The sequence below is a fragment of the Fictibacillus arsenicus genome, assembly GCF_001642935.1.
Lineage (GTDB): Bacteria > Bacillota > Bacilli > Bacillales > Fictibacillaceae > Fictibacillus > Fictibacillus arsenicus_B.
Genome location: NZ_CP016761.1, coordinates 2,177,418 through 2,198,250, shown reverse-complemented (window position 1 = coordinate 2,198,250; position 20,833 = coordinate 2,177,418). Strand labels below are relative to the sequence as shown.

At 36.8% G+C, this 20,833-nt stretch carries 21 protein-coding genes and 1 riboswitch; of the genes, 4 read left to right on the top strand and 17 right to left on the bottom strand.

Features of this window, described 5'->3' with window-relative positions:
• Positions 1-41 precede the first annotated feature (41 nt).
• The 3 genes from ABE41_RS11325 to ABE41_RS11315 all read right to left on the bottom strand — a co-directional run bounded on the left by ABE41_RS11325 (position 42) and on the right by ABE41_RS11315 (position 3,011).
• Positions 42-1,301 (bottom strand): YeeE/YedE family protein, encoded by a 1,260-nt coding sequence (locus ABE41_RS11325; RefSeq protein WP_253805325.1) that lies wholly within the window; start codon positions 1,299-1,301, stop codon positions 42-44.
• A 550-nt stretch (positions 1,302-1,851) separates the two neighbouring features.
• Positions 1,852-2,550, bottom strand: coding sequence for an LAGLIDADG family homing endonuclease (locus ABE41_RS11320; RefSeq protein ID WP_066290217.1), 699 nt, complete (start codon positions 2,548-2,550; stop codon positions 1,852-1,854).
• 113 nt (positions 2,551-2,663) lie between these two features.
• Positions 2,664-3,011: a winged helix-turn-helix transcriptional regulator gene (locus ABE41_RS11315; RefSeq protein ID WP_066290216.1), complete on the bottom strand. Its 348-nt coding sequence runs from the start codon at positions 3,009-3,011 to the stop codon at positions 2,664-2,666.
• A gap of 129 nt (positions 3,012-3,140) precedes the next feature.
• Between ABE41_RS11315 and ABE41_RS11310 the strand changes: the two genes are divergently transcribed.
• Positions 3,141-3,683: a GNAT family N-acetyltransferase gene (locus tag ABE41_RS11310; RefSeq protein WP_253805323.1), complete on the top strand. Its 543-nt coding sequence runs from the start codon at positions 3,141-3,143 to the stop codon at positions 3,681-3,683.
• 239 nt (positions 3,684-3,922) lie between these two features.
• On the top strand, positions 3,923-4,147 hold the full coding sequence (locus ABE41_RS11305) for a hypothetical protein (protein WP_066290211.1): 225 nt from the start codon (positions 3,923-3,925) through the stop codon (positions 4,145-4,147).
• A gap of 84 nt (positions 4,148-4,231) precedes the next feature.
• Here ABE41_RS11305 and ABE41_RS11300 read toward each other — a convergent pair whose 3' ends face one another.
• From ABE41_RS11300 to ABE41_RS11280, 5 genes are all read right to left on the bottom strand, one after another.
• Positions 4,232-5,554, bottom strand: a complete 1,323-nt coding sequence (locus tag ABE41_RS11300; protein WP_083207775.1) for a nucleobase:cation symporter-2 family protein — start codon at positions 5,552-5,554, stop codon at positions 4,232-4,234.
• A complete protein-coding gene (locus ABE41_RS11295) occupies positions 5,551-6,141 on the bottom strand; it encodes a xanthine phosphoribosyltransferase (RefSeq protein WP_066290209.1) in 591 nt (196 codons plus the stop codon). Before ABE41_RS11295 ends, ABE41_RS11300 begins: the two co-directional genes overlap by 4 nt.
• Positions 6,142-6,410: 269 nt before the next feature.
• Positions 6,411-6,513, bottom strand: a riboswitch (purine riboswitch).
• A 40-nt stretch (positions 6,514-6,553) separates the two neighbouring features.
• Positions 6,554-7,291, bottom strand: coding sequence for a GDSL-type esterase/lipase family protein (locus ABE41_RS11290; protein ID WP_083207774.1), 738 nt, complete (start codon positions 7,289-7,291; stop codon positions 6,554-6,556).
• Positions 7,292-7,442: 151 nt separating this feature from the next.
• Positions 7,443-8,081, bottom strand: coding sequence for a class D sortase (locus ABE41_RS11285; RefSeq protein ID WP_066290202.1), 639 nt, complete (start codon positions 8,079-8,081; stop codon positions 7,443-7,445).
• Between the two features lie 3 nt (positions 8,082-8,084).
• Positions 8,085-9,257 carry a processed acidic surface protein gene (locus tag ABE41_RS11280; RefSeq protein ID WP_066290200.1) on the bottom strand — a complete coding sequence of 391 codons (1,173 nt, stop codon included), beginning with the start codon at positions 9,255-9,257 and terminating at the stop codon, positions 8,085-8,087.
• 236 nt (positions 9,258-9,493) lie between these two features.
• Between ABE41_RS11280 and ABE41_RS11275 the strand changes: the two genes are divergently transcribed.
• Positions 9,494-10,204, top strand: a complete 711-nt coding sequence (locus ABE41_RS11275) for a DsbA family protein (RefSeq protein WP_066290196.1) — start codon at positions 9,494-9,496, stop codon at positions 10,202-10,204.
• A 2-nt stretch (positions 10,205-10,206) separates the two neighbouring features.
• A complete protein-coding gene (locus tag ABE41_RS11270) occupies positions 10,207-10,614 on the top strand; it encodes a disulfide oxidoreductase (RefSeq protein ID WP_083207773.1) in 408 nt (135 codons plus the stop codon).
• 324 nt (positions 10,615-10,938) lie between these two features.
• Here ABE41_RS11270 and ABE41_RS11265 read toward each other — a convergent pair whose 3' ends face one another.
• The 9 genes from ABE41_RS11265 to ABE41_RS11225 all read right to left on the bottom strand — a co-directional run bounded on the left by ABE41_RS11265 (position 10,939) and on the right by ABE41_RS11225 (position 20,815).
• Entirely contained in the window at positions 10,939-11,658 is a 720-nt protein-coding gene (locus tag ABE41_RS11265) for a YebC/PmpR family DNA-binding transcriptional regulator (RefSeq protein WP_066290193.1), read from the bottom strand.
• Between the two features lie 132 nt (positions 11,659-11,790).
• A complete protein-coding gene (locus ABE41_RS11260; protein WP_066290185.1) occupies positions 11,791-12,480 on the bottom strand; it encodes a response regulator in 690 nt (229 codons plus the stop codon).
• Positions 12,481-12,495: 15 nt separating this feature from the next.
• Positions 12,496-14,067 (bottom strand): ATP-binding protein, encoded by a 1,572-nt coding sequence (locus ABE41_RS11255; protein ID WP_066290181.1) that lies wholly within the window; start codon positions 14,065-14,067, stop codon positions 12,496-12,498.
• A gap of 64 nt (positions 14,068-14,131) precedes the next feature.
• Positions 14,132-15,658 (bottom strand): tripartite tricarboxylate transporter permease, encoded by a 1,527-nt coding sequence (locus tag ABE41_RS11250; RefSeq protein WP_066290179.1) that lies wholly within the window; start codon positions 15,656-15,658, stop codon positions 14,132-14,134.
• A gap of 11 nt (positions 15,659-15,669) precedes the next feature.
• Entirely contained in the window at positions 15,670-16,137 is a 468-nt protein-coding gene (locus ABE41_RS11245) for a tripartite tricarboxylate transporter TctB family protein (protein WP_066294800.1), read from the bottom strand.
• Between the two features lie 72 nt (positions 16,138-16,209).
• Positions 16,210-17,229, bottom strand: coding sequence for a Bug family tripartite tricarboxylate transporter substrate binding protein (locus ABE41_RS11240; protein WP_066290178.1), 1,020 nt, complete (start codon positions 17,227-17,229; stop codon positions 16,210-16,212).
• Positions 17,230-17,393: 164 nt separating this feature from the next.
• The gene (gene speD, locus ABE41_RS11235; protein WP_066290175.1) at positions 17,394-18,203 is read right to left on the bottom strand and encodes an adenosylmethionine decarboxylase; all 810 of its coding nucleotides are present in this window, start codon (positions 18,201-18,203) and stop codon (positions 17,394-17,396) included.
• Between the two features lie 437 nt (positions 18,204-18,640).
• Entirely contained in the window at positions 18,641-19,477 is an 837-nt protein-coding gene (locus ABE41_RS11230) for an aminoglycoside 6-adenylyltransferase (protein ID WP_066290173.1), read from the bottom strand.
• A gap of 105 nt (positions 19,478-19,582) precedes the next feature.
• Complete coding sequence (locus ABE41_RS11225; RefSeq protein ID WP_066294799.1) at positions 19,583-20,815, bottom strand: MFS transporter; 1,233 nt, start codon at positions 20,813-20,815, stop codon at positions 19,583-19,585.
• Positions 20,816-20,833 lie beyond the last annotated feature (18 nt).

The following is a 20,833-nucleotide window of genomic DNA, read 5'->3' as shown; positions in this document are numbered from 1 at the left end:
GTGGTGAGGAGATGTAAATATCCAGCCACTAGCTTTTTCTTTTAACAAACAGAATCATTTGATTTTGGGTTTTTTAATCCAAATAACGGACGAATAAATAGGGCTAAGAATGTTCCTGCCATCGCCATTATTCCCCAAACCCAGCCGTGAAGGCTAAAGGACGCAATTCCGCTGAAGTAAGCACCGATGTTGCAGCCAAATGCTAAACGCGCACCGTAGCCCATCAATAAACCACCAATAATAGAAGCTCCCGCAATTCCTGGTTTAATTTTGCCAGGCTTAAATGTTCCTTGAAAAGCAGCAGATATAAAAGCTCCTAATATAATTCCAAAGTTCATTACACTCGTTGCATCTGTAAGAACACTTTTTGTTAAAGCATCACCTTTGCTTCCAGCGAAATAACCCCAGCTTGATACATCAACTCCAGTTGCCATCAACGCTTTTGAACCCCATAGTGCAAATGCTGAAGTGATACCCCAAGGACTTCCTTTAACCGCTAAAGTTACTGCATTCAATACTGCTAAAACAATTGCTGCCGTAAACAGCGGCCATGATCCGCGCAATACCTTTTTCCAGCCCACAGTTGTCGGCAGTGGTTTCATCATCGGCGGATTTTTCCTTTTAGCAATTTGAACCGTGATCCAATAGATTAAACCAAACAATGCTAACTGGAATACCAATGCACCCAAATAGCCAAATCCAGGTATCTGGTTAAATGCGATTGGAGGAAGGGAAGGCAATCCCATCCAGAATGTGAAATGATATGCGCCTATAACAGAACCTGCAATAAAAGAAATCAGGGTTAGAATCATTGAAGAAGATCCGCCACCTAAAGAATACAATGTTCCAGAAGCACAGCCATTTCCTAGCTGCATGCCGATTCCAAACAGGAAAGCACCAAATAGTATGCTAATTCCCACTGGTGATACATTTCCTTCAGGTGCTGATCCCGTAAAGCTAAATCCTGTACTTAAAATTACAGCAAAAAGTATAGATGCAACTGCCAGCATCACCATATGTGCTTGCAGTCCTTGAACATTACCAACGGATACTAGCCGTCTAAATGCAGAAGTAAAGCCAAAACGAGCATATAGCAATGCATTTCCTAGCAAAATACCTATAATGAACAGAATTCCCTGAGTCCAATTAGCTGTATTAACAATAAAGTATAACAATATTAGCGCTGAGAGAATTCCTAGTGCAGCCCATGGTTTTTGCAAAGGACTTAATTCTGTTACAACCGTAGTATAATGCCGTTTACTTGATTGAGATATCTGTGTGTTAACTGATGAATGTGCCAAAATAACCCTCCTAATCCTATAAAATTTATCGGAATTAAAGTATTATACAACGAATCCTATTCAGAATAAAGGTCTTTGGTGCATGTTTTTATGATATTAGGTCTAATGAACGTGTTGAAAAGGGATAAATCAATGGAGAGAAATTTGTTTTAATTTATCTGCGAAGTTACGCGATAATTGAGAGGAATTAGAGAAGATCATTTAAATACAAATTAAGATTATCAAAACAAATAACATATAATTAATAACTGATAAAAAATAATTCAAGAGTATGTTAGCTGGATGATAAAATGAACTTAATTTAAATGAATTTATGATTACTGAAACAACATTAAATATAAATACAATTTTCAAATTTCGTCTCACTATCTTAAGTAATCTTAAGTTTTGAGACCTACTTTTATACATTTTACATAGCTACCTATAATAAATATTATGTCTACTTCTTTTAAATAATTAACTAACTAATAGTAATATTCATTCCTCTCCTCCTTGTCTTAAGTTACACAAAAAAAGTACGTGAACTAAATTGTTCACGTACAATTCAAGATTATTTATTTTGTATAAGTATTACTCTTTGTTTAAAAATCCTATCTTGTAATAGCCATCTATTATATGTATGTATTTCATTAAGGGGTTTAAACATTTGTTTCTCTAATATCAGTTGGAGTGTTTCCATGAATGGTAGGGATCCGCCCACAAAAGATACTAATCTTTTTTCATAATTAATATGCCCGTCGCCATCAAAATATCCCCTTATAAAATGATTCATGTACTCATTAGGTACATCTGGCATTTTAACATCCTTAGATTTATTGGGTGTTAGTCCATGTATATTCATAAGATCCTCTTTCATTATTTTGCTATTAATATTTAAGATGCTTACTCCTGTATTATTTTTTACGATAGGATGATTGGAGTTAAGCTCCTTCTTAATGACATCCAGAATAAATGGATCCTTCTGTGAAAAACTAATTAGTTGTAGGTCTTGTGGCATGTTCCCATCTGCAACAAAAAAGCCTAATAAATATGCCATATTATTAGACCAGGTTTTGAAGTAATTTTCATTTATCGTGTATTGTCTTAACCAACTTCCTCTAGGTCTTCTTTTAACATTGTTACTTTGTAAAACAGAATTAATATATCTTGCTGACACATTTGCTAGCTGGGCTATTTCTTCTGTTCTGCTTCCAATTTCGTACATTTTAATGATTTCAGGAATACTCATGGTGCATTTCTTTTTTCGCATCCCAATCAACTCCTCTGTTCTTATAATTACATTATACCAAACATATGTTCGTAACACGAATTTTAAGCATAATAAAAACAAAAAAGTCCCCGTTTCAGGGACTTTATTAAAATCTAACCTTCTATTCTTTTATTTTGCATAGCCTTACCCCATTTTGCCAGGGATTCTAAGGATGGAATCAAGTCCTCTCCCGCTTTTGTTAATGAATACTCTACTCGTGGCGGAATCTCCATGTATTGCTTGCGAACAACAAGCCCCTGATTTTCCATTTCTTTTAAAGACTGAGATAGTACCATATTCGTGATTCCATCTACTCTTCGCTTTAGTTCGTTGTAACGAAGAGTTTTGCCTTGATATAATGCCCAAATAATCGGAAGCCGCCACTTGCTGCCTATTAAGGTCAGAGCAAAGGTTAATGGGCAATCTTCTTTTCTTCCGTATTTTGATGCTTCACTGCTCATGGATTTTCCCCCTTTACTCAGTTTTTAATGACTTACTCACAAATTACTGCATACTTGTTTTCATTTTATATTGTAATAAAATTATATCGTAACCAGTTGATGAGTAAGAGAATTATAAAAAATAAAGGAGTGAAAGCTTTGAATCTGAAATATGAAGTACTACCTGATGACAAGATCAAAATCTGCAAAGATCTTTGCAATGAACTCATGGTTTTTCAAAAATCGAAAGCATACTTAAAACCGGAATTATTCGATAACATGAACTATGAAACACGGCTTGTTCCTTCAGTAAATAAAGCTATTCATAACTATACTGTAGTAGTTAAAGATGATGATCAGATAGTAGCCTATGTGTATTCCAATATCTCTCCCAAAGAAACGTATGACAATGAGTTCGCCACTTTCTTTGATATGTCTACTGTCAGCAAAGACAATGTAGCCTGTCTCTCACAATTTTATATTAAAGAAGATTACAGACAATATGGAATTGGTTCTAAACTCTTTAATAAGTCTATGGAATGGATCAAGCGATTTGACGATATTGAAGATTACTTTATCTATGTATCCAATGGAAACAATGATGCACTGGAATTTTATAAACGCAAAGGATTTTCTGTCAGTCATGATATTTTAGATGGATTTATTACCGTTCTGCGAAACAAGAAACAATAACAAAAAACATAAAAGGCGTATTCTGATATCAGTGAAGTACGCCTTTGTATCCTAAAAAACATCAGTATTTGGAGGTTCATAACCTTTATCATTGTCATAATCTCCTCTATCACCCATTTAAATTCTTTTAGATTAATATGTTGCATCCCTTCGATAATCACGTATTATAATGTGGTATATTATTCTTTAAAGCGTCATGATTTTTTTAGTCGAATTATTTTATTATTAGGAGGATTTCGATGGCAAAGACAAAAGCTAAAAAAATGAGAGAAAAAATGATCCGTGAAGGTAAACGTAATCCAAATGCGGATCGAAGCTCTTTCGCTGATTCGGAAATGTACAAAATGATGGCAACAAAGAAAACTAAAACAAAGAAAGATAAATTAAATCAAATTAAACATAAAGAGCGGATATCGGCAGCTGGATACAGCTATGATAATAACCGCTCTTTTTTATTTGTCTAAATGACTGCCTTTCGTTTTTCTTCTAAAATACAATAAAAAACGTTTCCGGTAATAGGAACGTTTAATAGTCTGCAAAATTATTCATTATATAGTTTGTTGTGAATTCACTGTGTCTCTTTTGCTTTTTTGAAACTTTGGCACTGAAATTTTTTTCGTTCTTGAGTTAAACAACAAATTTAATACAATCGCCATTAAGCTCCCTGATACAATGCCGTTCGCTGTTAAGATTTGAATGCTTTCTGGAAGCTTGCTGAATAGTTCTGGTTCAACTGTTACTCCTAACCCCATTCCTACTGAACATGCGATAATTAGAAGATTTTCTTGTTTTGCCAGGTTCACTTCACTTAGCATTTTGATTCCTGAAGCAAAAACCATTCCAAACATAGCTACCATTGCCCCGCCCATTACAGGAGTTGGAATAAGGGTTGTTAAGGCAGCAACTTTTGGTATGAATCCTAAGAACACTAACATGCCGCCGGCTACATAAATCACTTGCTTTGTTTTAACGCCAGACAACTGAACAAGACCTACATTTTGAGAATATGTTGTATAAGGAAAAGCGTTGAATATTCCGCCAAGGATAATAGCAAGTCCCTCACCGCGATATCCTTTTGTTAAATCCTTTGGAGTCAGATTTCGATCGCAAATTTTACCGAGTGCCATAAATACACCTGTAGATTCTATTAGACTTACAATGGCGACAAGGATCATCGTAATAATTGCACTGATTTCAAAGGTTGGCACTCCGAAAAAGAAAGGTTTTGGCATATGAACCCATGAAGCTTCCATTACTGGACCAAAATTCACCAAACCCATAGCAGCCGCTGCAATCGTTCCCGCAACCAAGCCGACTAGAATGGATACAGAACGAACAAATCCTTTTGAGAAACGATAAAGCAGCAGAATGAACCCAAGCACACCAAAAGAAAGAAACAGGTTTTGAGGAGAACCGAAGTTTTGGCTGCCTGCACCGCCTGCCATATCTTTAATTGCGACTGGAATTAATGTGATTCCGATAATGGTAACGACTGAGCCTGTTACGATTGGCGGAAACAACTTAAGAATCTTGCCGAATGCACTAGCAAATATCACAACGAATAGTCCTGCTGTAATAATCGCCCCATAAATCGCACTCATTCCATATTGCCCGCCTATAGCGATCATCGGTCCAACTGCGGTAAATGTACACCCTAATACTACAGGGAGTCCTACACCAAAGAAGCGGTTATTCCAAACTTGCAGAAGTGTTGCTAAACCACAAGTTAATAGATCAATGGCTACTAAATAAGCGAGTTGTTCTGCTGATAGTTTAAGAGCTCCGCCTACAATGAGGGGAACGATAATTGCCCCAGCATACATAGCGAGAACATGCTGTATTCCAAGTGAAAACACTTTTCCTTTTTTCATAATGACGTTACCTCGCTTTTTAAGAATGTGATACCATTTGCATTCATCTCACTGATTCTTGCAATTGATTCAACCCGGTAGCCTTTATCAACAAGTTTTTGCCGTCCATCCTGGAATGACTTTTCAATCACAATTCCGAAACCGCTGATAAGTGCTCCCGCTTTGTTAACAAGTTCAGCTAGTCCAAGAGCCGCTTCTCCATGAGCTAGGAAATCATCAATGATTAATACACGCTCACCTGCACTAAGGAACTTGTTAGCTATTGAGATTTCATTTTCTTCTTGCTTCGTAAAAGAATAGACTTTTGAAGTAATCAGGCCATCTGTTAATGTTAATGATTTCTTTTTGCGTGCGAATACTACTGGAACATCCAATTCTAACCCGGCAAAAACAGCTGGAGCTATACCTGAGGATTCAATCGTTAAAATTTTTGTTATTCTTTCTGCTTTATATCTTTTAGCAATTTCACAGCCGATTTGTTGCATGAACAATGGATCTATCTGATGGTTTATGAAAGAATCTACCTTCAAAACAGTAGGAGCTAAAACTATTCCTTCTTCACAGATTTTCTTTTCTAAAAAATTCATGTTTCCACCTCTTTAATTATAGTTTTTCTCTAAATGAGACTCCTAAGGGCGCAAAGCACTGAGGAGGCTCACCTCACGCCCCGCGGAAAGCAAGCATCCTGAAGCGGAAATCAACTACTTTCAAGAACATCAAAGTTAGAGAAACAGTCATGAATATTTTTGAAATACAAAAAACCGGAGAACCGCTTCTCTCTAAATGAGTGAAGCAATCCTCCGGTATAATAAACGGAACTGAAATAACCCAATACACCCTCAAGATAAGGATGGTAGGAAATGTTTGCGTCACTCGTAGTCAAACCCATTTACGGGGGTTTGGTAGAAACTTGCAGGCCATATCCCTGCGATTATACGAGCTTATGAAGTTAACAAAAATTATACGGCAAACATTTATAAAAAGAAACCCTAAATTTGTCTATTTATAGTTTGAATTCTTTTTGATTGTGTCGAATACTCTCTTTCCAATCAGCGCATAACCTTTTTCATTTGGATGCAGATTATCTGAGAAATAATCTTTCTTATTTTTATTAATAAAGAGATCATCAGTCCTGATAAAAGCAACATTTTGATGATCTTTCGTAACTTGGATGGTTGAACGGTTCCAATTTAATATAGCTTCATTTACTGTTGACATATCTGCATATTTTACTTTTGGATTATATATGCCTAAAATATAAATGGTTTTGGCTGAGTCCTTTTCTTTAACCTTCTTAATAATTTGGTTTAAATTATCTTTATAAATTTCTTGATTCGTTTGAAGTTCTTTCTTATCAAACTTAGTTAATCGATCAGTACTTTTTATAAAATCATTTGTCCCTATGTTAATAAAAATAAAGTCTGAGTTCTTTGCGGTCTCAGCAATTTCTTTATTCTTTAACCTTTTGAGCAAGTCGGTGCTTGTATCGTTTGGCACGCCGTAATCATTCATAACTAGCCTCTTATCAGTTTCTTCCTCATACCTCTCTTGTACATCCCCAATATAGCCGTTATCCTCAGTATCACCTAACCCATATGCTAACGAGTCACCGAGGGCAGTCACTTCCATTTCTTCTTTACTAAAAGATTTGACTAACAATGCACCTGCTAATAAAACTACTAAACATATTACAATAATTACGGAACTTTTTTTCATTGCACAACCACCGGCTTTCATGTTGATATTCTAAGTATGTAACAGACGGGCATATTTTTAGACCATTCATACATTATTTTGTAAACATACCTTTTTTATTGGGATGTTAAACAGCAGTTTAAAGAATTGCACAAAAAAACAGCTGAATGTAATCTTCAGCTGCTTAAAATTATTACTTATTCAATTGCTCTGAGATTAAATTAGCGACCAATATATACCGCTCAGGTGAATCTCCAATATAGTCAAACGGGTAACATGTTGAGACTGTTAATGTTGCTCGTGGTTTAGGAACGATTACGGTACGGTCATCTTTGTCGACGATTCTTACGTTCTTCACTTTGTACGTAAATCTTCCCGCTTCCGTTTCGACTACTAACATGTCACCTTTTCCAACTTCACCAAGTTTTCGAAATACTGTATCCCGGTGTCCGGATAATACAGAATTGTCGTTTTCACCTGGCAAAACGCTTTTTGAAAAGTGTCCTACCCCTTTTTCTAGTTGTTCTTCGTCGGTTCCGTGAACAATAGGAAGTGACGCTCCTAACTTAGGTATGATCAGTTCTCCTATATTTTCACCCTTTTTTGGACGTACAGAATACAACGCATCATTTGTTTTCTGTTTCTTTACATTATTAGCAGGATTAGATTGATAATCATCTGCTGTTTCCTGATCTGTTTTAAAAATCATATAGCCTTTCACGAACTTAAAAGCATTCGTGGTGCTGAACCATAGTCCAAACAAGATAAATGAAACAGAGAATGTAAGAAGAATGAACCGAAGTTTGCTTCTTTTCAGTTCTGTATCTTTCATTGATTAGATTCCTTTAACACGAAAACGTCTGAAGAAAAGAATACCAGTGGCAGCAATTGCTAATCCAGCAAGGGTGTTCCCAACATGATTGGTAGCAGTTTTCGGCAGTTCTCCGCCCTTTATCGTTTTAACTGGTGGTTTAGCCGCCAGTGGAGCTTCAGTAACTATTTTCTCAGCTTCCTGGATGTCTTTTCCTGTCTCCTGAATAAGTTCAGAGCCAAACATATCAGCTGTTAATACTAGATCAAGAAGTAGTTCGCCGTTCGTGTTATATATATCCATAACTAGGTCATTACCGTTTGTTGAATCCATTGTCATTAAAGTATCTAAAGATATCGGCTGCTTTTCACCTTCTACAACAAGATAATATTTTGTCTCAATCTGCAAAAGCTGCTTCATTTCTGTAAAAATGGCGAGCATCTCCGCAATTTGTTCAGCTGTGAGTTCATCCGCTGTTTCAAACTCTTCAAAAGCCATCATTCTTTCCCCAAGAAGCATCATGCTGTCAAGGAAAGCTGGGTCTTCCCAGTTTAATGTTTCAAGATGTACAAAAAGCTTTTCCATCTCTTCATCAGTCAGACCAATTTCGGTAAACAAATCTGCAAATTCATCTTCCATATATTCATCGCCATTGATGTAAAAATCAACAGCCCACTGAAGATCTTCAATGTATTCATAGCTTTCAAGTGAGTCATCATTTTCTTTTAATAGTTCTTCAAGTGCTTCTACTGATTCAAGATTGTACTCTTCAAGAAGCTGCTGAAGATTTTCATCATCAATTGGTGTTCCTTCCCATCCGTTTAAATAAAAATCTACAGATGTTTCAAGATCTTCATTGAATAAAAAGTAAGGACTGTCTAGAACATCTTGTCCTTCTTCAATGTCACCCCATTCAACGAGTAAATCATTTAGCTCTTCCCGGCTTAAATCAAAATCCTTTAAAACGGATTGTACTCCGTCTTCAGTTAGAGGCATTCCTAGCTCATCAACGGATTCAAAATCTTCTAAGTACCATTCTTTGTTTTCAATGAAATCGATAAAGTCTTGTTTTTCCCATCCGATCTCTTTTAAGTACGCTTCAAACTCTTGATCATTTTGCTCAATAGCAAAAGCTGATATCGGTAAAATTCCAAAGCTCAAACTAAGTGCTAAAAGCAGTGTTACTAAGTGTTTCATCCCTGTTCCCCCAAAGGTATAATAGTATAATTTCTAGAAAATTATACTGCCGAATTTTCTCTTTGGATACAGGTTTTATTTACCAATATTATTATGTGATAGAATAAAGTTCCTTTCCGATATTTCTGGGGTAAAAACTATATATATTTTCGTTTCAATTGTATAAATGTGCTATATTGTTTACGATAAAAGTAACTTCTTTTAATTTAGTGAAACTACAAACTTTGAGGTGAACAATGGGTAAACAAAAAAAGAAAAATACAAATGTTAAAGTATCAAAGAAGAGTAATTCTCATGTCTGGCTTTTTATAATTATAGGAATTGTTACAGTCGGACTAGCTGTTTTTATGTTGACGGGCAGCTTTAATAAAAATACTGAGGAATCCGCCATCACCTATGAAAACCAGCCTTACCTAGGAGATGAAAATGCACCAGTTAATATCATAGAGTTTGGAGATTACAAATGTCCTGTCTGCAAAAACTTCAATGAATCCTTCTTCCCTTTAATTGATAAAGAACTTATACAGACAGGGAAAGTTAAATTCTTTTTCTTAAACTATCCCTTTATTAATGTTGATTCAGAAAGATCAGCACTTTTTGGTGAAACGGTTTATAAAGAGTTAGGAAACGAGACTTTTTGGAAATTTCATAAACTGCTTTATGAAAAGCAGCCTGATGATCAAAGTCTTGAGCGGAAAGACGTTTTCACAGAGAAGTTCTTAAATGAAACTTTGAGTGAAGTTACGACAGATGAGAATGTAAAAAAGGTCAGTGGAAATTTCGAAAATGATGCGAGTGAAAAGGCAGTGGAAACCGATGAGGCGCTTGTAAATGACCTTGGAGTAACAGGAACACCTACCCTTTTCGTAAATGGTAAAAAATTCGAAGGAAATTCATTTGGGGATCTTCAGAAAATGGTTGAAGATGCGGCGAAGGAGAGTAAATAAAGGTGACGAGTAAACCCTTGTTGATCGCCTGGATGGCATCTGTAATTGCATCTCTGGGAAGTTTATATTTTAGTGAAGTACTCCAATTTGTACCGTGCACGTTTTGCTGGTATCAGCGGATTCTTATGTACCCAATGGTTATTTTGTTAGGAATTGCTTTTTATCATCAAGATTTTAGAATAACCCGCTATATTTTGCCGTTATCAATCCTTGGGGTGTTTGTTTCTGGTTATCATTATGCACTGCAAAAAATACCCGCACTTAAAGCTTTTGAAACGTGTTCTTCAGGGGTGCCGTGTTCGGGACAATATATTAACTGGCTTGGCTTTATTACAATCCCGCTGCTAGCATTAATGGGTTTTGTTATCATTACAATTTGTATGTTAATTATAAGACAGCAACCAAAATAAGGGTTGCTGTTTTTTATGGCTTTTTTCTCATAGATTGGGAAACAGCCTTTTTAATAAAAGTAGTAGATGAATCAGCTATTTACGGTATGTGTTCTTTTATTTGTTACACGTTCGCTCAAAAAAATTTATCTACGCTCAGAACACACACCTCTACGCTCAGAATACATCCCTTACCGCTCAACATTCATGTGATACGCTCAATAATCAATTTCTTCGCTCAAAACAGAGTACTTTTACAGGATCACCCTTTTTAATTAACCACAAAAAAGAAAAACTGACTCTGCAAGGACATATTTCTTTCCTTTCAAGTCAGTTTCCATCTTATTATTCTCCTAAATCAACGTTATGATAGACTTGCTGAACATCTTCAAGATCTTCTAAAGCGTCGATCAGCTTCTCAAACTGGACTTGTGCGTCTTCAGGAAGGGTCAAATCGTTCTGTGCAAGCATTGTAAGCTCTGCAACTGAAAATTCTGTTATGCCGGCATTCTTAAAAACCTCTTGGACAGCATGAAATTGATCAGGTTCTGCATAAACGATCACAGCTTCATCTTCTTCAATGACATCACGTACATCTAAATCAGCTTCTAACAATAATTCCAATACTTCATCAGATGTCTTACCTTCAAGTCCAATTACAGCTGTTGCATCAAACATATAAGCCACAGCACCGGAAACTCCCATGTTTCCGCCGTTTTTATTAAATGCTGACCGAACTTCTGCTACCGTGCGATTAACATTATTAGTGAGTGTATCCACAATCACCATTGAACCATTTGGACCGAAGCCTTCATAACGGAGCTCATCATAGTTTTCATCTGAGCCGCCTTTTGCTTTTTCAATAGCACGGTCAATAATTGTTTTAGGAACACTGTATGTTTTTGCTCGTTCAAGAACGACTTTTAATGACTGATTTGATTCAGGATCAGGCTCACCTTGTTTTGCTGCAACGTAAATTTCACGGCCGAATTTAGCATAAATTCTACTCGTATTCGCGTCTTTTGATGCTTTTTTCTCTTTAATGTTATTCCACTTACGACCCATTCTATTCACTCTCTTTCAACTTTGAATCTATAACAGTTATTATACATTAAACACAAGAGTTGTTACGAGTTTTATAACATAATGAAAGCAACCCCTCTAATGAGAAATTGCTTATGTAAGTAATCACTTGATTTATTTAGTATATTTATAGATTCTTTCTGGCCTGCCTACGCCACCATATGAAATGTCTGCAGATACTTTTTGTTCTGAGACTAAGTATTCTAAATACCTTCTAGCGGTTGTACGGCTTGCTCCAATCAGCTGACCGAGGTCTTCTGCTGTGTAGCCGATTTTATTACACGTTAGAATTGATATGACCTTATCTAATGTAATTCGATCGATTCCTTTGGGTAAGTAAGAAGTTTCACTCTCTGTCTTTTCCCTTTTTAAGATAGAATCTATTATACTTTGGTTTAGTTCATTTGAAGCCGCTATTTGCTGAATGGACAATTTATATTCATGAAATTTTAATAAGGTTTCTTTAAATCTTTGAAAAATAACAGGCTTTATAATATAGTCAAAGATACCATCTTCTATTGCATTTTTTAATGTTTCAGCTTCTGTAGCTGCTGTTACCATTATTACTTCTATTCCACGAAATTCGCTCCGAATCCAGTGTAATAAGTCTAATCCATTCATATCTGGAAAATAGATGTCTAAAATTACTAGATCAGGTTTAAGGATTGATATTTGTTCTTTCGCTTCTTCTTCATTAAGTGCAATGCCGCATACGGAAAAACCATCCATCTTTTCTACAAATCTACGGTTAATCTCAGCGATACGGATGTCGTCTTCTACAATAAATATTTCCCATGAACGCATGATATTTGTTAACCTCTATTCTTTCGGGATAATAACTGTAAAAAGGGTCGAGTTCCCTTTTGTTCTTTCATAAAAAATCTCCCCAATTAATTGATCCACAGATTGATGAACCAAATATAAACCATAACCTCGGTCAGACCCTTTTGTGGAAAATCCCTTTTGGTATAACTTATTAGCGATTGAAGGCGGAATTCCTTCTCCGTCATCCTCAATCTCGATTAATAATTGATTTCCCATATCCGAAAGGCATATCTTAACGCCACTTTCATTTTCTTTGCTTTTAACAGCAGCATCCATTGCATTATCCACCAAATTCCCAATAATCGTAACAAGTAATTGTCTATCTATTGTTTCAGGAATATCTTTAAACGTACTTGATGGATCAATTGAAAAAGGTACTTTGAGTTCGATTGAGCGATTAAACTTCCCAATCAGCAAACCTCCTATGTAAGGATCAGAAATTCGTTTCATGATGAACTTAGCAAAGCTCTGATGTACATCTGATTCCTTTGATATAACATCGAGAGCTTCCTGGTAGGACTCCAATTGTATTAATCCTGAGATTAAATACAATTTATTTGAAAATTCGTGAGTTTGTGCCCGCAAGCCTTCGCTATATCCTTTAACTTGTGCCAGTTCTTCATTAAGTCTATAAAGTTCGTTTTTGTTTCGAAAAGTAGCTACTGCACCTATTACATCACCTCTATCATCCGTAATAGGAACACGATTTGCTACAACATTGCTGTTTCCAAGCTTCATTTGTTCATCAAACTCACTGCTCCCATTTGATATAACATCCAAGAGTCTAGAGTTTGGTATAACTTTTAATATATTGCTCCCTATTAAATCGTCTGTATCTCTTTCAAGCATCTGTAATGCTGTATGATTAACCATCGTTATATCACCATCACGGTTGATTGCGATTACTCCTTCTCTGATGGCTTCGAGAATAGCACTTTTTTCTTTATACAATAAACCTATTTCTTTTGGTTCCAAACCGTGTGTCGCTTTTTTAACTCCTTTTGCTATCAATATGGATCCTATAATTCCTAAAGAAAGAGTGAATATCCCAATAAGTAAAATTTTTAATTTATAGGGCCAGATAATTTCATTGATACTAGTAGTCAAAAAACCAACTGAAACGAGTCCAATGATTTTATCCTCATCGTTTATAATGGGAGATTTACCTCTTACTGCTGGCCCAAGAGAGCCAGTTGCTTCTGTAATACTTGGTTCTCCTGACAAGGCGAATTCATTATCGCCTCCTACCATCTTTTTTCCGATGCGTTCAGGAAGAGGATGAGAATACCGGATTCCTTCCTTATTTCCAACAACAACATACTGTGCGCCTGTTTTCTTCCTTATTTCTTCAGCATAAGGCTGTATTCTTTGAGAAGGATCAACTTCTTCAAATGCTTCTATAACTAATGGATTGCTGCTTACCGTATTTGCAACACTTAGCGCTCTTTGACCGATCTGATCTTTTATCGTATTTACAAACATCACCTGAAAAAGAAGAGCTAAGATAACGACCACTATAAAGATGAGGGAGCCGCTGATGATCATTAACTTTGTTTGCAGTTTCATTTGTTTCCCCCTGAAAATAGAAAAAACTTTCCTGATTTAGAAAGTCTTCTCTTTCACTCTTGTTTTATCCTTCTACATTAACAACTACATTTTTCCCTTTTAACTTTAGCAAGAAAGGTACTAAAATCCATAATACAGCACAGACAAGAAAAATAGCTGAGATAGGATTCTCGATAAAAACTATAAAATCTCCATTTGATGTAGTTAATGCACGTCTCATATTATTCTCAATCATCGGTCCTAAAACAAGACCAAGTACAAGAGGTGCGAGCGGATAATCGTTCTTCGCTAATAAATAACCCGCTAATCCAAATCCAATCAGTAAATAAAGATCAAAGGTTGTTACTTGGACCGCATAAACTCCGAAAACAGATATAGCAATAATTATGGGCAGCAGATATTTTGGAGGTGTTTCAATAATCTTTGCAAATACCTTTACGAGGGGCATGTTTAAAATTAAAAGCATCAAATTTCCTATAAACATACTTGCGATGAGTCCCCAGGCTACATCAGGATGGTCACTGAATAATAACGGACCTGGCTGCACATTGTACATGATTAGGGCACCCATTAAGATAGCGGTGGTTCCGGAACCTGGAATACCAAGTGTCAACAGCGGTATCATAGCTCCTCCAGAAGCTGCGTTGTTCGCAGACTCTGGCGCTGCAACTCCAGCAATTGCACCTTTCCCAAACTTTTCGGGAGTTTTGCTTAATTTTTTTTCAGCAATGTAAGAAAAGAAGGATGCTAATGTTGCACCTGCACCAGGAAGGACACCAATGAAAAAACCGAGAATAGATCCGCGTGCAATAGGTCCTGCACTCTCTTTAAGATCTGTTTTGGAGGGAATTACTCTCCCGACTTTCGCAACTTTTTCTTGGTCATCTTCTTTATGAAGAATGGTTTTGAAGACTTCGCCTAAAGCAAACAATCCCACAGCTACTGTTAAAAATTCAAGTCCGCCAAAAAGTACCGGAATTTCATAGGTGAAACGCGCAACACCAGATACAGCATCAATACCAATTGTAGCGAGAAGCAGTCCAGTTACAGTCATCATCCAGGCTTTTGTGATTGAACCGCCTGCTAGACCGCTTACAGCAGCCAGTCCTAACAACATAAGTGAAAAATACTCTGCAGGTCCGAATTTTAATGCCATTTCAGAAAGTGGATTTGCAAGTAATGCTAGCCCAATAATTGAGACAATACCTGCTGCGAAGGAACCGATGGCTGCAATCGACAACGCTGATCCTGCACGTCCTTGTTTTGCCATTTGATACCCGTCGAGCGTAGTTACAACAGAAGATGACTCACCAGGGGTATTAAGTAAGATGGATGTAGTAGAACCTCCATACATCGCTCCATAATAAACACCTGCCAATAGAATAATAGAACTTGTAGCGGCAGCTGATGGTTCCATCCCGCCAGTTAGAGTTGCAGTTACAGGTATGAGCAGAGCAACTCCGCTCATTGGACCGATACCCGGAAGTACTCCTACTGCTGTTCCGATCAATACACCTATAAAGGCAAAGAATAAGTTTCCGGGTTGTATTGCTGTATGAAACCCTTGCATTAGAAAATCAATCACGCCCATACTTTTTCCTCCTAACTAAACCATATCGGCAGTCCAGGCAAAGAGCCTTTTAAAACAACTACAAACAAATAATAGACACAAAATGAAAAAGCACCTGCAATTAGCACATTTTTAATCCATCCGCCTTTTTCCACTTTTTCCATCGTCTGAAAAGAAACAAAAAGAAATACGAATGTACTGATTAAATAACCGATTGTTTCAAGTAAAGATGCATATAGAATACTTGCTATCAGTATGATTAAAAATCTTTTTATCATTAATTTTTCACGATCATTGTTTTTATTTTGAACGGATTTAAATGACTCTAGAAATAGCTTTACACTTAATAAAATAAGGATGAGTCCAAGCAAAAATGGAAAGACATTTGGTCCTACTTCACTTCCATAGGCACTCTTTGCTATATTCCTGCTTTCAAATAGAAAAGCAGCGCCAATTATAGCAAAAATCACACTTGCATATCGGTCGAAACTTCCTGACATCATGTACCCGACTCCTTTAGCACACTAGTATTAATACAAATGGAGAAGTATTTTTACTCCTCCATTTGTAGTCTATTTGTTCATCCCTAATGACTTTAATAGATCTTCAACTTGTTTTTCCTGTTCTTCTAAAAATGAAGCAAACTCTTCAGCATCTTTAAATTCAGCTTGCCAGCCGTTGCGTTCAAGCTCTGCTTGCCACTCTTTGCTATCATTCAAGTCTTTAAGAGTTTTAGCCCAGTAATCTTTTGCGCTGTCTGACATTTCTTTCGGACCGAAGATACCTCTCCATATCGTAAAATCTGCGTCAATGCCTTCTTCTTTAAAAGTTGGAACTTCTGCCAATTCTCCTTTTAATCTCTCGGTAGAAGATATACCAAGAACTTTAACTTTTCCTGCTTTTAAAAATTCACCTACTGCTGAAGCATCTGTAGCGATGTAGTCTGCATTTCCGCCTAATAAAGCCGCAATAGCTTCTCCGCCTCCATCATAGGAAACGTACTTTACTGTTTTAGGATCAACTCCAGATTTATAAGCCGGCAGCACAGCTACTAAGTGGTCCATTGACCCAGGTGCAGATCCGCCTGCTGCAGTAACTGATTTTGGATCTTTTTTTACTGCATCCATAAGATCTTTTATACTGTTATATTTTGAGTCTTCTTTTACTACAATCGCTCCAAAATCTTTTGTTAGTTGAGCTAGTGGCGTAGTGTTTTTATAGCCATATGGGCTGTTTCCTTCTTTCTTAAGATTATTAATCAAGATAGGAGGAGAATTTACGTAAAGTTTATAATCATCTTTTTTGTGCTGAGTGGCGTATTCAGCTAAATAAACCGCTCCACCACCGCCTGGCTTGTTTTCAACTGTCATGGTTTGGTCAACCAATTTAGTTTCCCCAAGTACCTTTGTAAGAGAGCGTGCAGTTAAATCCCAGCCGCCTCCAGCACCAGATGGAGCAACAACTGTAATAGATTTTTTAGGATAATCTGAATCTCCTGCACTATTGCCGCTGGATCCAGACGTACTGCATGCTGCTAGTGAAGGAATAAGGAATCCTGCTAAGAGCCAATTTTTCCAATTTACTTTTTTCATATGTATCCTCCTTTTTGGTAGCGCTTTCATTCAATCTTTTATAATCTTAACACGCTATATTTAAAAAAGAAGTTTAACTGCATAATGAGCTTTTTGTTCATAAAGTTCATAGACAAAAAAAGAACCCCTGTTAAAAAATCAGGAGCCTTAACTATACATACAAATTATTTTTTTATATTTCTTCCGTAAAAAATTTCATCCATTTCTGATTTAATGCGATCTGTTATTTCTTCGACACTTCTTGAATCCAATGTATCTTTGGTGTAGCCAAACAGATAATTGTTTAAATCAAATTCCTTTAACCGGCATTTTGTATGAAAGATGTTCTCTTGATAGATATTAGTGTCTATCATGTCGTACATGTTTTTAATATCATCAGAAAGATAATTTTGTATAGAGTTAATGTCATGGTCAATAAATAATTTATGACCCTTTATGTCTCTCGTAAACCCCCGTACCCGGTAATCCATCGTAACAATATCGGTATCAAAAGAATTGATAAGATGATTTAATGCTTTCAAAGGTGATATTTCACCACAAGTTGATACATCAATATCTGCTCTGAATGTACTAATCCCTTCTTCTGGATGGAACTCTGGATACGTATGGACTGTAAGGTGGCTTTTGTCCAGCTGCATAACTACTGATTCGGGCATCGCAGTTGCAGAATCATCAAATGAATCTGTAGGTACCTCAACGACTGGGCCTTCAGAGACAAGGAGAGTAACACTGGCCCCTTGAGGAACATAATCTTGCTTTGCCACGTTCAGTACGTGAGCACCTATGGTGTCAGAAACAGTCTGAAGTATATTTGTTAGTCTTTCCGCGTTATATTGTTCATCAATATATTCTATATAAGCTTCCCGCTCTTCCCGAGTTTTTGTAAAACAAACATCGTACATATTGAAACTTAATGACTTTGTCAGGTTATTAAATCCGTGTAAAGTGATACGTTGATCTGGTGAAATTGTCATATGATCGATTCCCCTTATGTATTAAGAATTTGAGAAGTAAATATTTTTATAATACCCATAACCTGTACTTGAAAAACGGTTGATGGTAATACTCAAAATAAAAAGGCAGTTTTCGCAAACTTTGTTCCTCTTGTAAGTAGGTGATTTCCGTTCCAGGTTGCTTCGCTTTCCGCGGGGCGTGCGGTGAGCCCCCTCGCCGCTTTGCGCCTTTGAGTGGTCTCACCTGACCGCTCGTCCCGCAGGACAAGGAAGGCTTCGACAGCGTTACATCGCACGAAGAAAATGTGATTTTCATTTTCGAGGAGTCTCGAACCTTCCACTCCAATCAACTTGTCAGTGAAGGAGATGAGCAAAATAATAAAAACAACAATCTTTTAGAAAAGAGCAAAATAAAAAAAGAGGATAACGCTGTTCGTTATCCCCGTTTAATACGTATGTCAGATGACCTTTTTGATAATTTCATCAATCCATGCGGCATTTTCTTCTATCGATAATTTGTTACAAAGACTTGAATGCAGCCTCTTAAATTCTGGAATGATTAATGCCATTACAGCCAATATCCGAGCGGGATTCCGGTCGCTATGCCAGCTTTCCAAAAGGGATAATTGTTGGCGATCGAAATCGCTTCTTTTCCCTTCATATTTAGACCAGACTCCCATTTGGTTAGGATTTCTGTCCGCTTCCATATCCCATCCTGCAGCAATCGACCACCGCAGCATATCAAGAGAGCTCAAGGCGTAATATAATTCTCCTCTCTTTACCCTTCTATACACTTCATGCATATGGGCAAAGAACTTACCCCGCCATATCTCAAACTCCTCTTCTGTTAATTGATATGATAAAGTTTTGGACTCATGTAAGACTTTCTCCACAATTTTATGAGGATCATAAATAATTTTGGTTTCCTCTTTTAAATATAGAGACGGTTTCAAGTCATCTTTCTTATAATAAAAGGAATCTACTTTAACAAAATCAGTGTAATGAGCAACTGAATGGGCAGCCCAAGGGAAATCTTCGTAAAAAAGAATCTCTCCCCACCTTTTTGCTCTTTCCTTTTTGTTTCGTCTATATTCTTCGAAGTGTTCATTTTTCACCACAATTCGGAGATCTAAATCGGAATATAGATCCACATTCCCTTTTGCAACAGACCCTCCATAAAAGAAGGCTAGTACATTTGGATCTTCCGTCAGGTCAGTTGAGATTGCTTGATTAATTTTCTCTAATACCAATGGAAGCTTTAAGTCTCTTTCATCAAATTTAGCAGTAAATCCCACACATAAAAAACAACTCCTTTATTCTGCTGATCTAAGTGTATTTCTTGATTTGAAAGGAATTTCCTTCAAAAAAAGAAAGCTGGAACGAATTCCAGCTTTCTTTTTTTACGAATTTTGCACCTCATTTTGAACAATTGGACTTCTTTTCATAAGAGGAACCATTGTCAAGATTCCGAATGCAAACAAAATAGCTGCTCCTTCAAACATCACAATTAATGAGAAGGTTTCTTTCAGCCATCCCGTGATTGACATTGTCAGTACCATTGCACCCATGAATAATGGATTTAAGATGCCATTTACTCTTCCAATAAACTTTTGTTCAGTACCCTGTAAAATAAGTGTATTTATTCCTATGTGGATACAAGGCATAAACAGACCGCTTAAAAACTCGGCAGTTAGAGTCAGCCAGAATTCTGTAGAAATTCCCATAATGAAGAATCCTAAAGCACTTGCCCCTAATCCAAATGACAACAAAACTTGTGGCTTTATTTTACTTGCTATTCCAATCGTTAAGCCTCCGCCGAGAATCATTCCGGTTCCGAATGCTGCCATCAGCCATTGAAGCTGTTCTTTAGGGAGTCCTAACTGCTCGGTAACTAAAAATACGGTTAACGGCTGTGTTAATCCTAATGCCAGACCTGCTAAAGCAAAACAGGCTCCAAGGAGGGTTAAGGTACGTTTGCTTAATACATAACTGAAGCCCTCCTTCATTTCATGCCAGATGGACGATTTCTCCTCTTGCTCTTCTACCTCTTGATCAGGAGGCAATAAAGTTAGGATGACAGCAGATAAAACAAAAGCTATTCCCATAATACCTATTGCTGCATTAATACCAAACTGCTGATAAATGTACGTTCCAAGAATTGGTCCAAGAATCATAAATACCGCAAATAGAGTCTGATACATGGACATACCTATTTGAACCATCGCTTCTGGTACATGTATCTTAAACAATTTCATTCCCGATGGCTGTGAGAACTGTGACAATATAGATGAAACAAGAGTCGCAAAAAAGATGATCTTCCAGCTTCCAAATAACAGAGTAAGCAACACGGCGAAAATGGAAACTGCACTTAGCAGGTCACACCATATCATTGTCTTTTTCGGTTTCCATCGATCTGCAAATGTTCCGCCTATAAAAGAGAATAAAAAGATTGGTGCGAATTCTGCAACAGATATTAATGACACCGCGATTGGATTCTCATTTGTTTTTTCAATGACATACAAAAGAATGGAGTAGTTACGAACCCAAATGCCGATTTGAAGAAAAAACACTGAAAATAATATTGTACGTATAACTTTGTTCCTAAAAAGCATACCCATTGTAATTTTGGGCATTGACTGATCCCCGCTCAA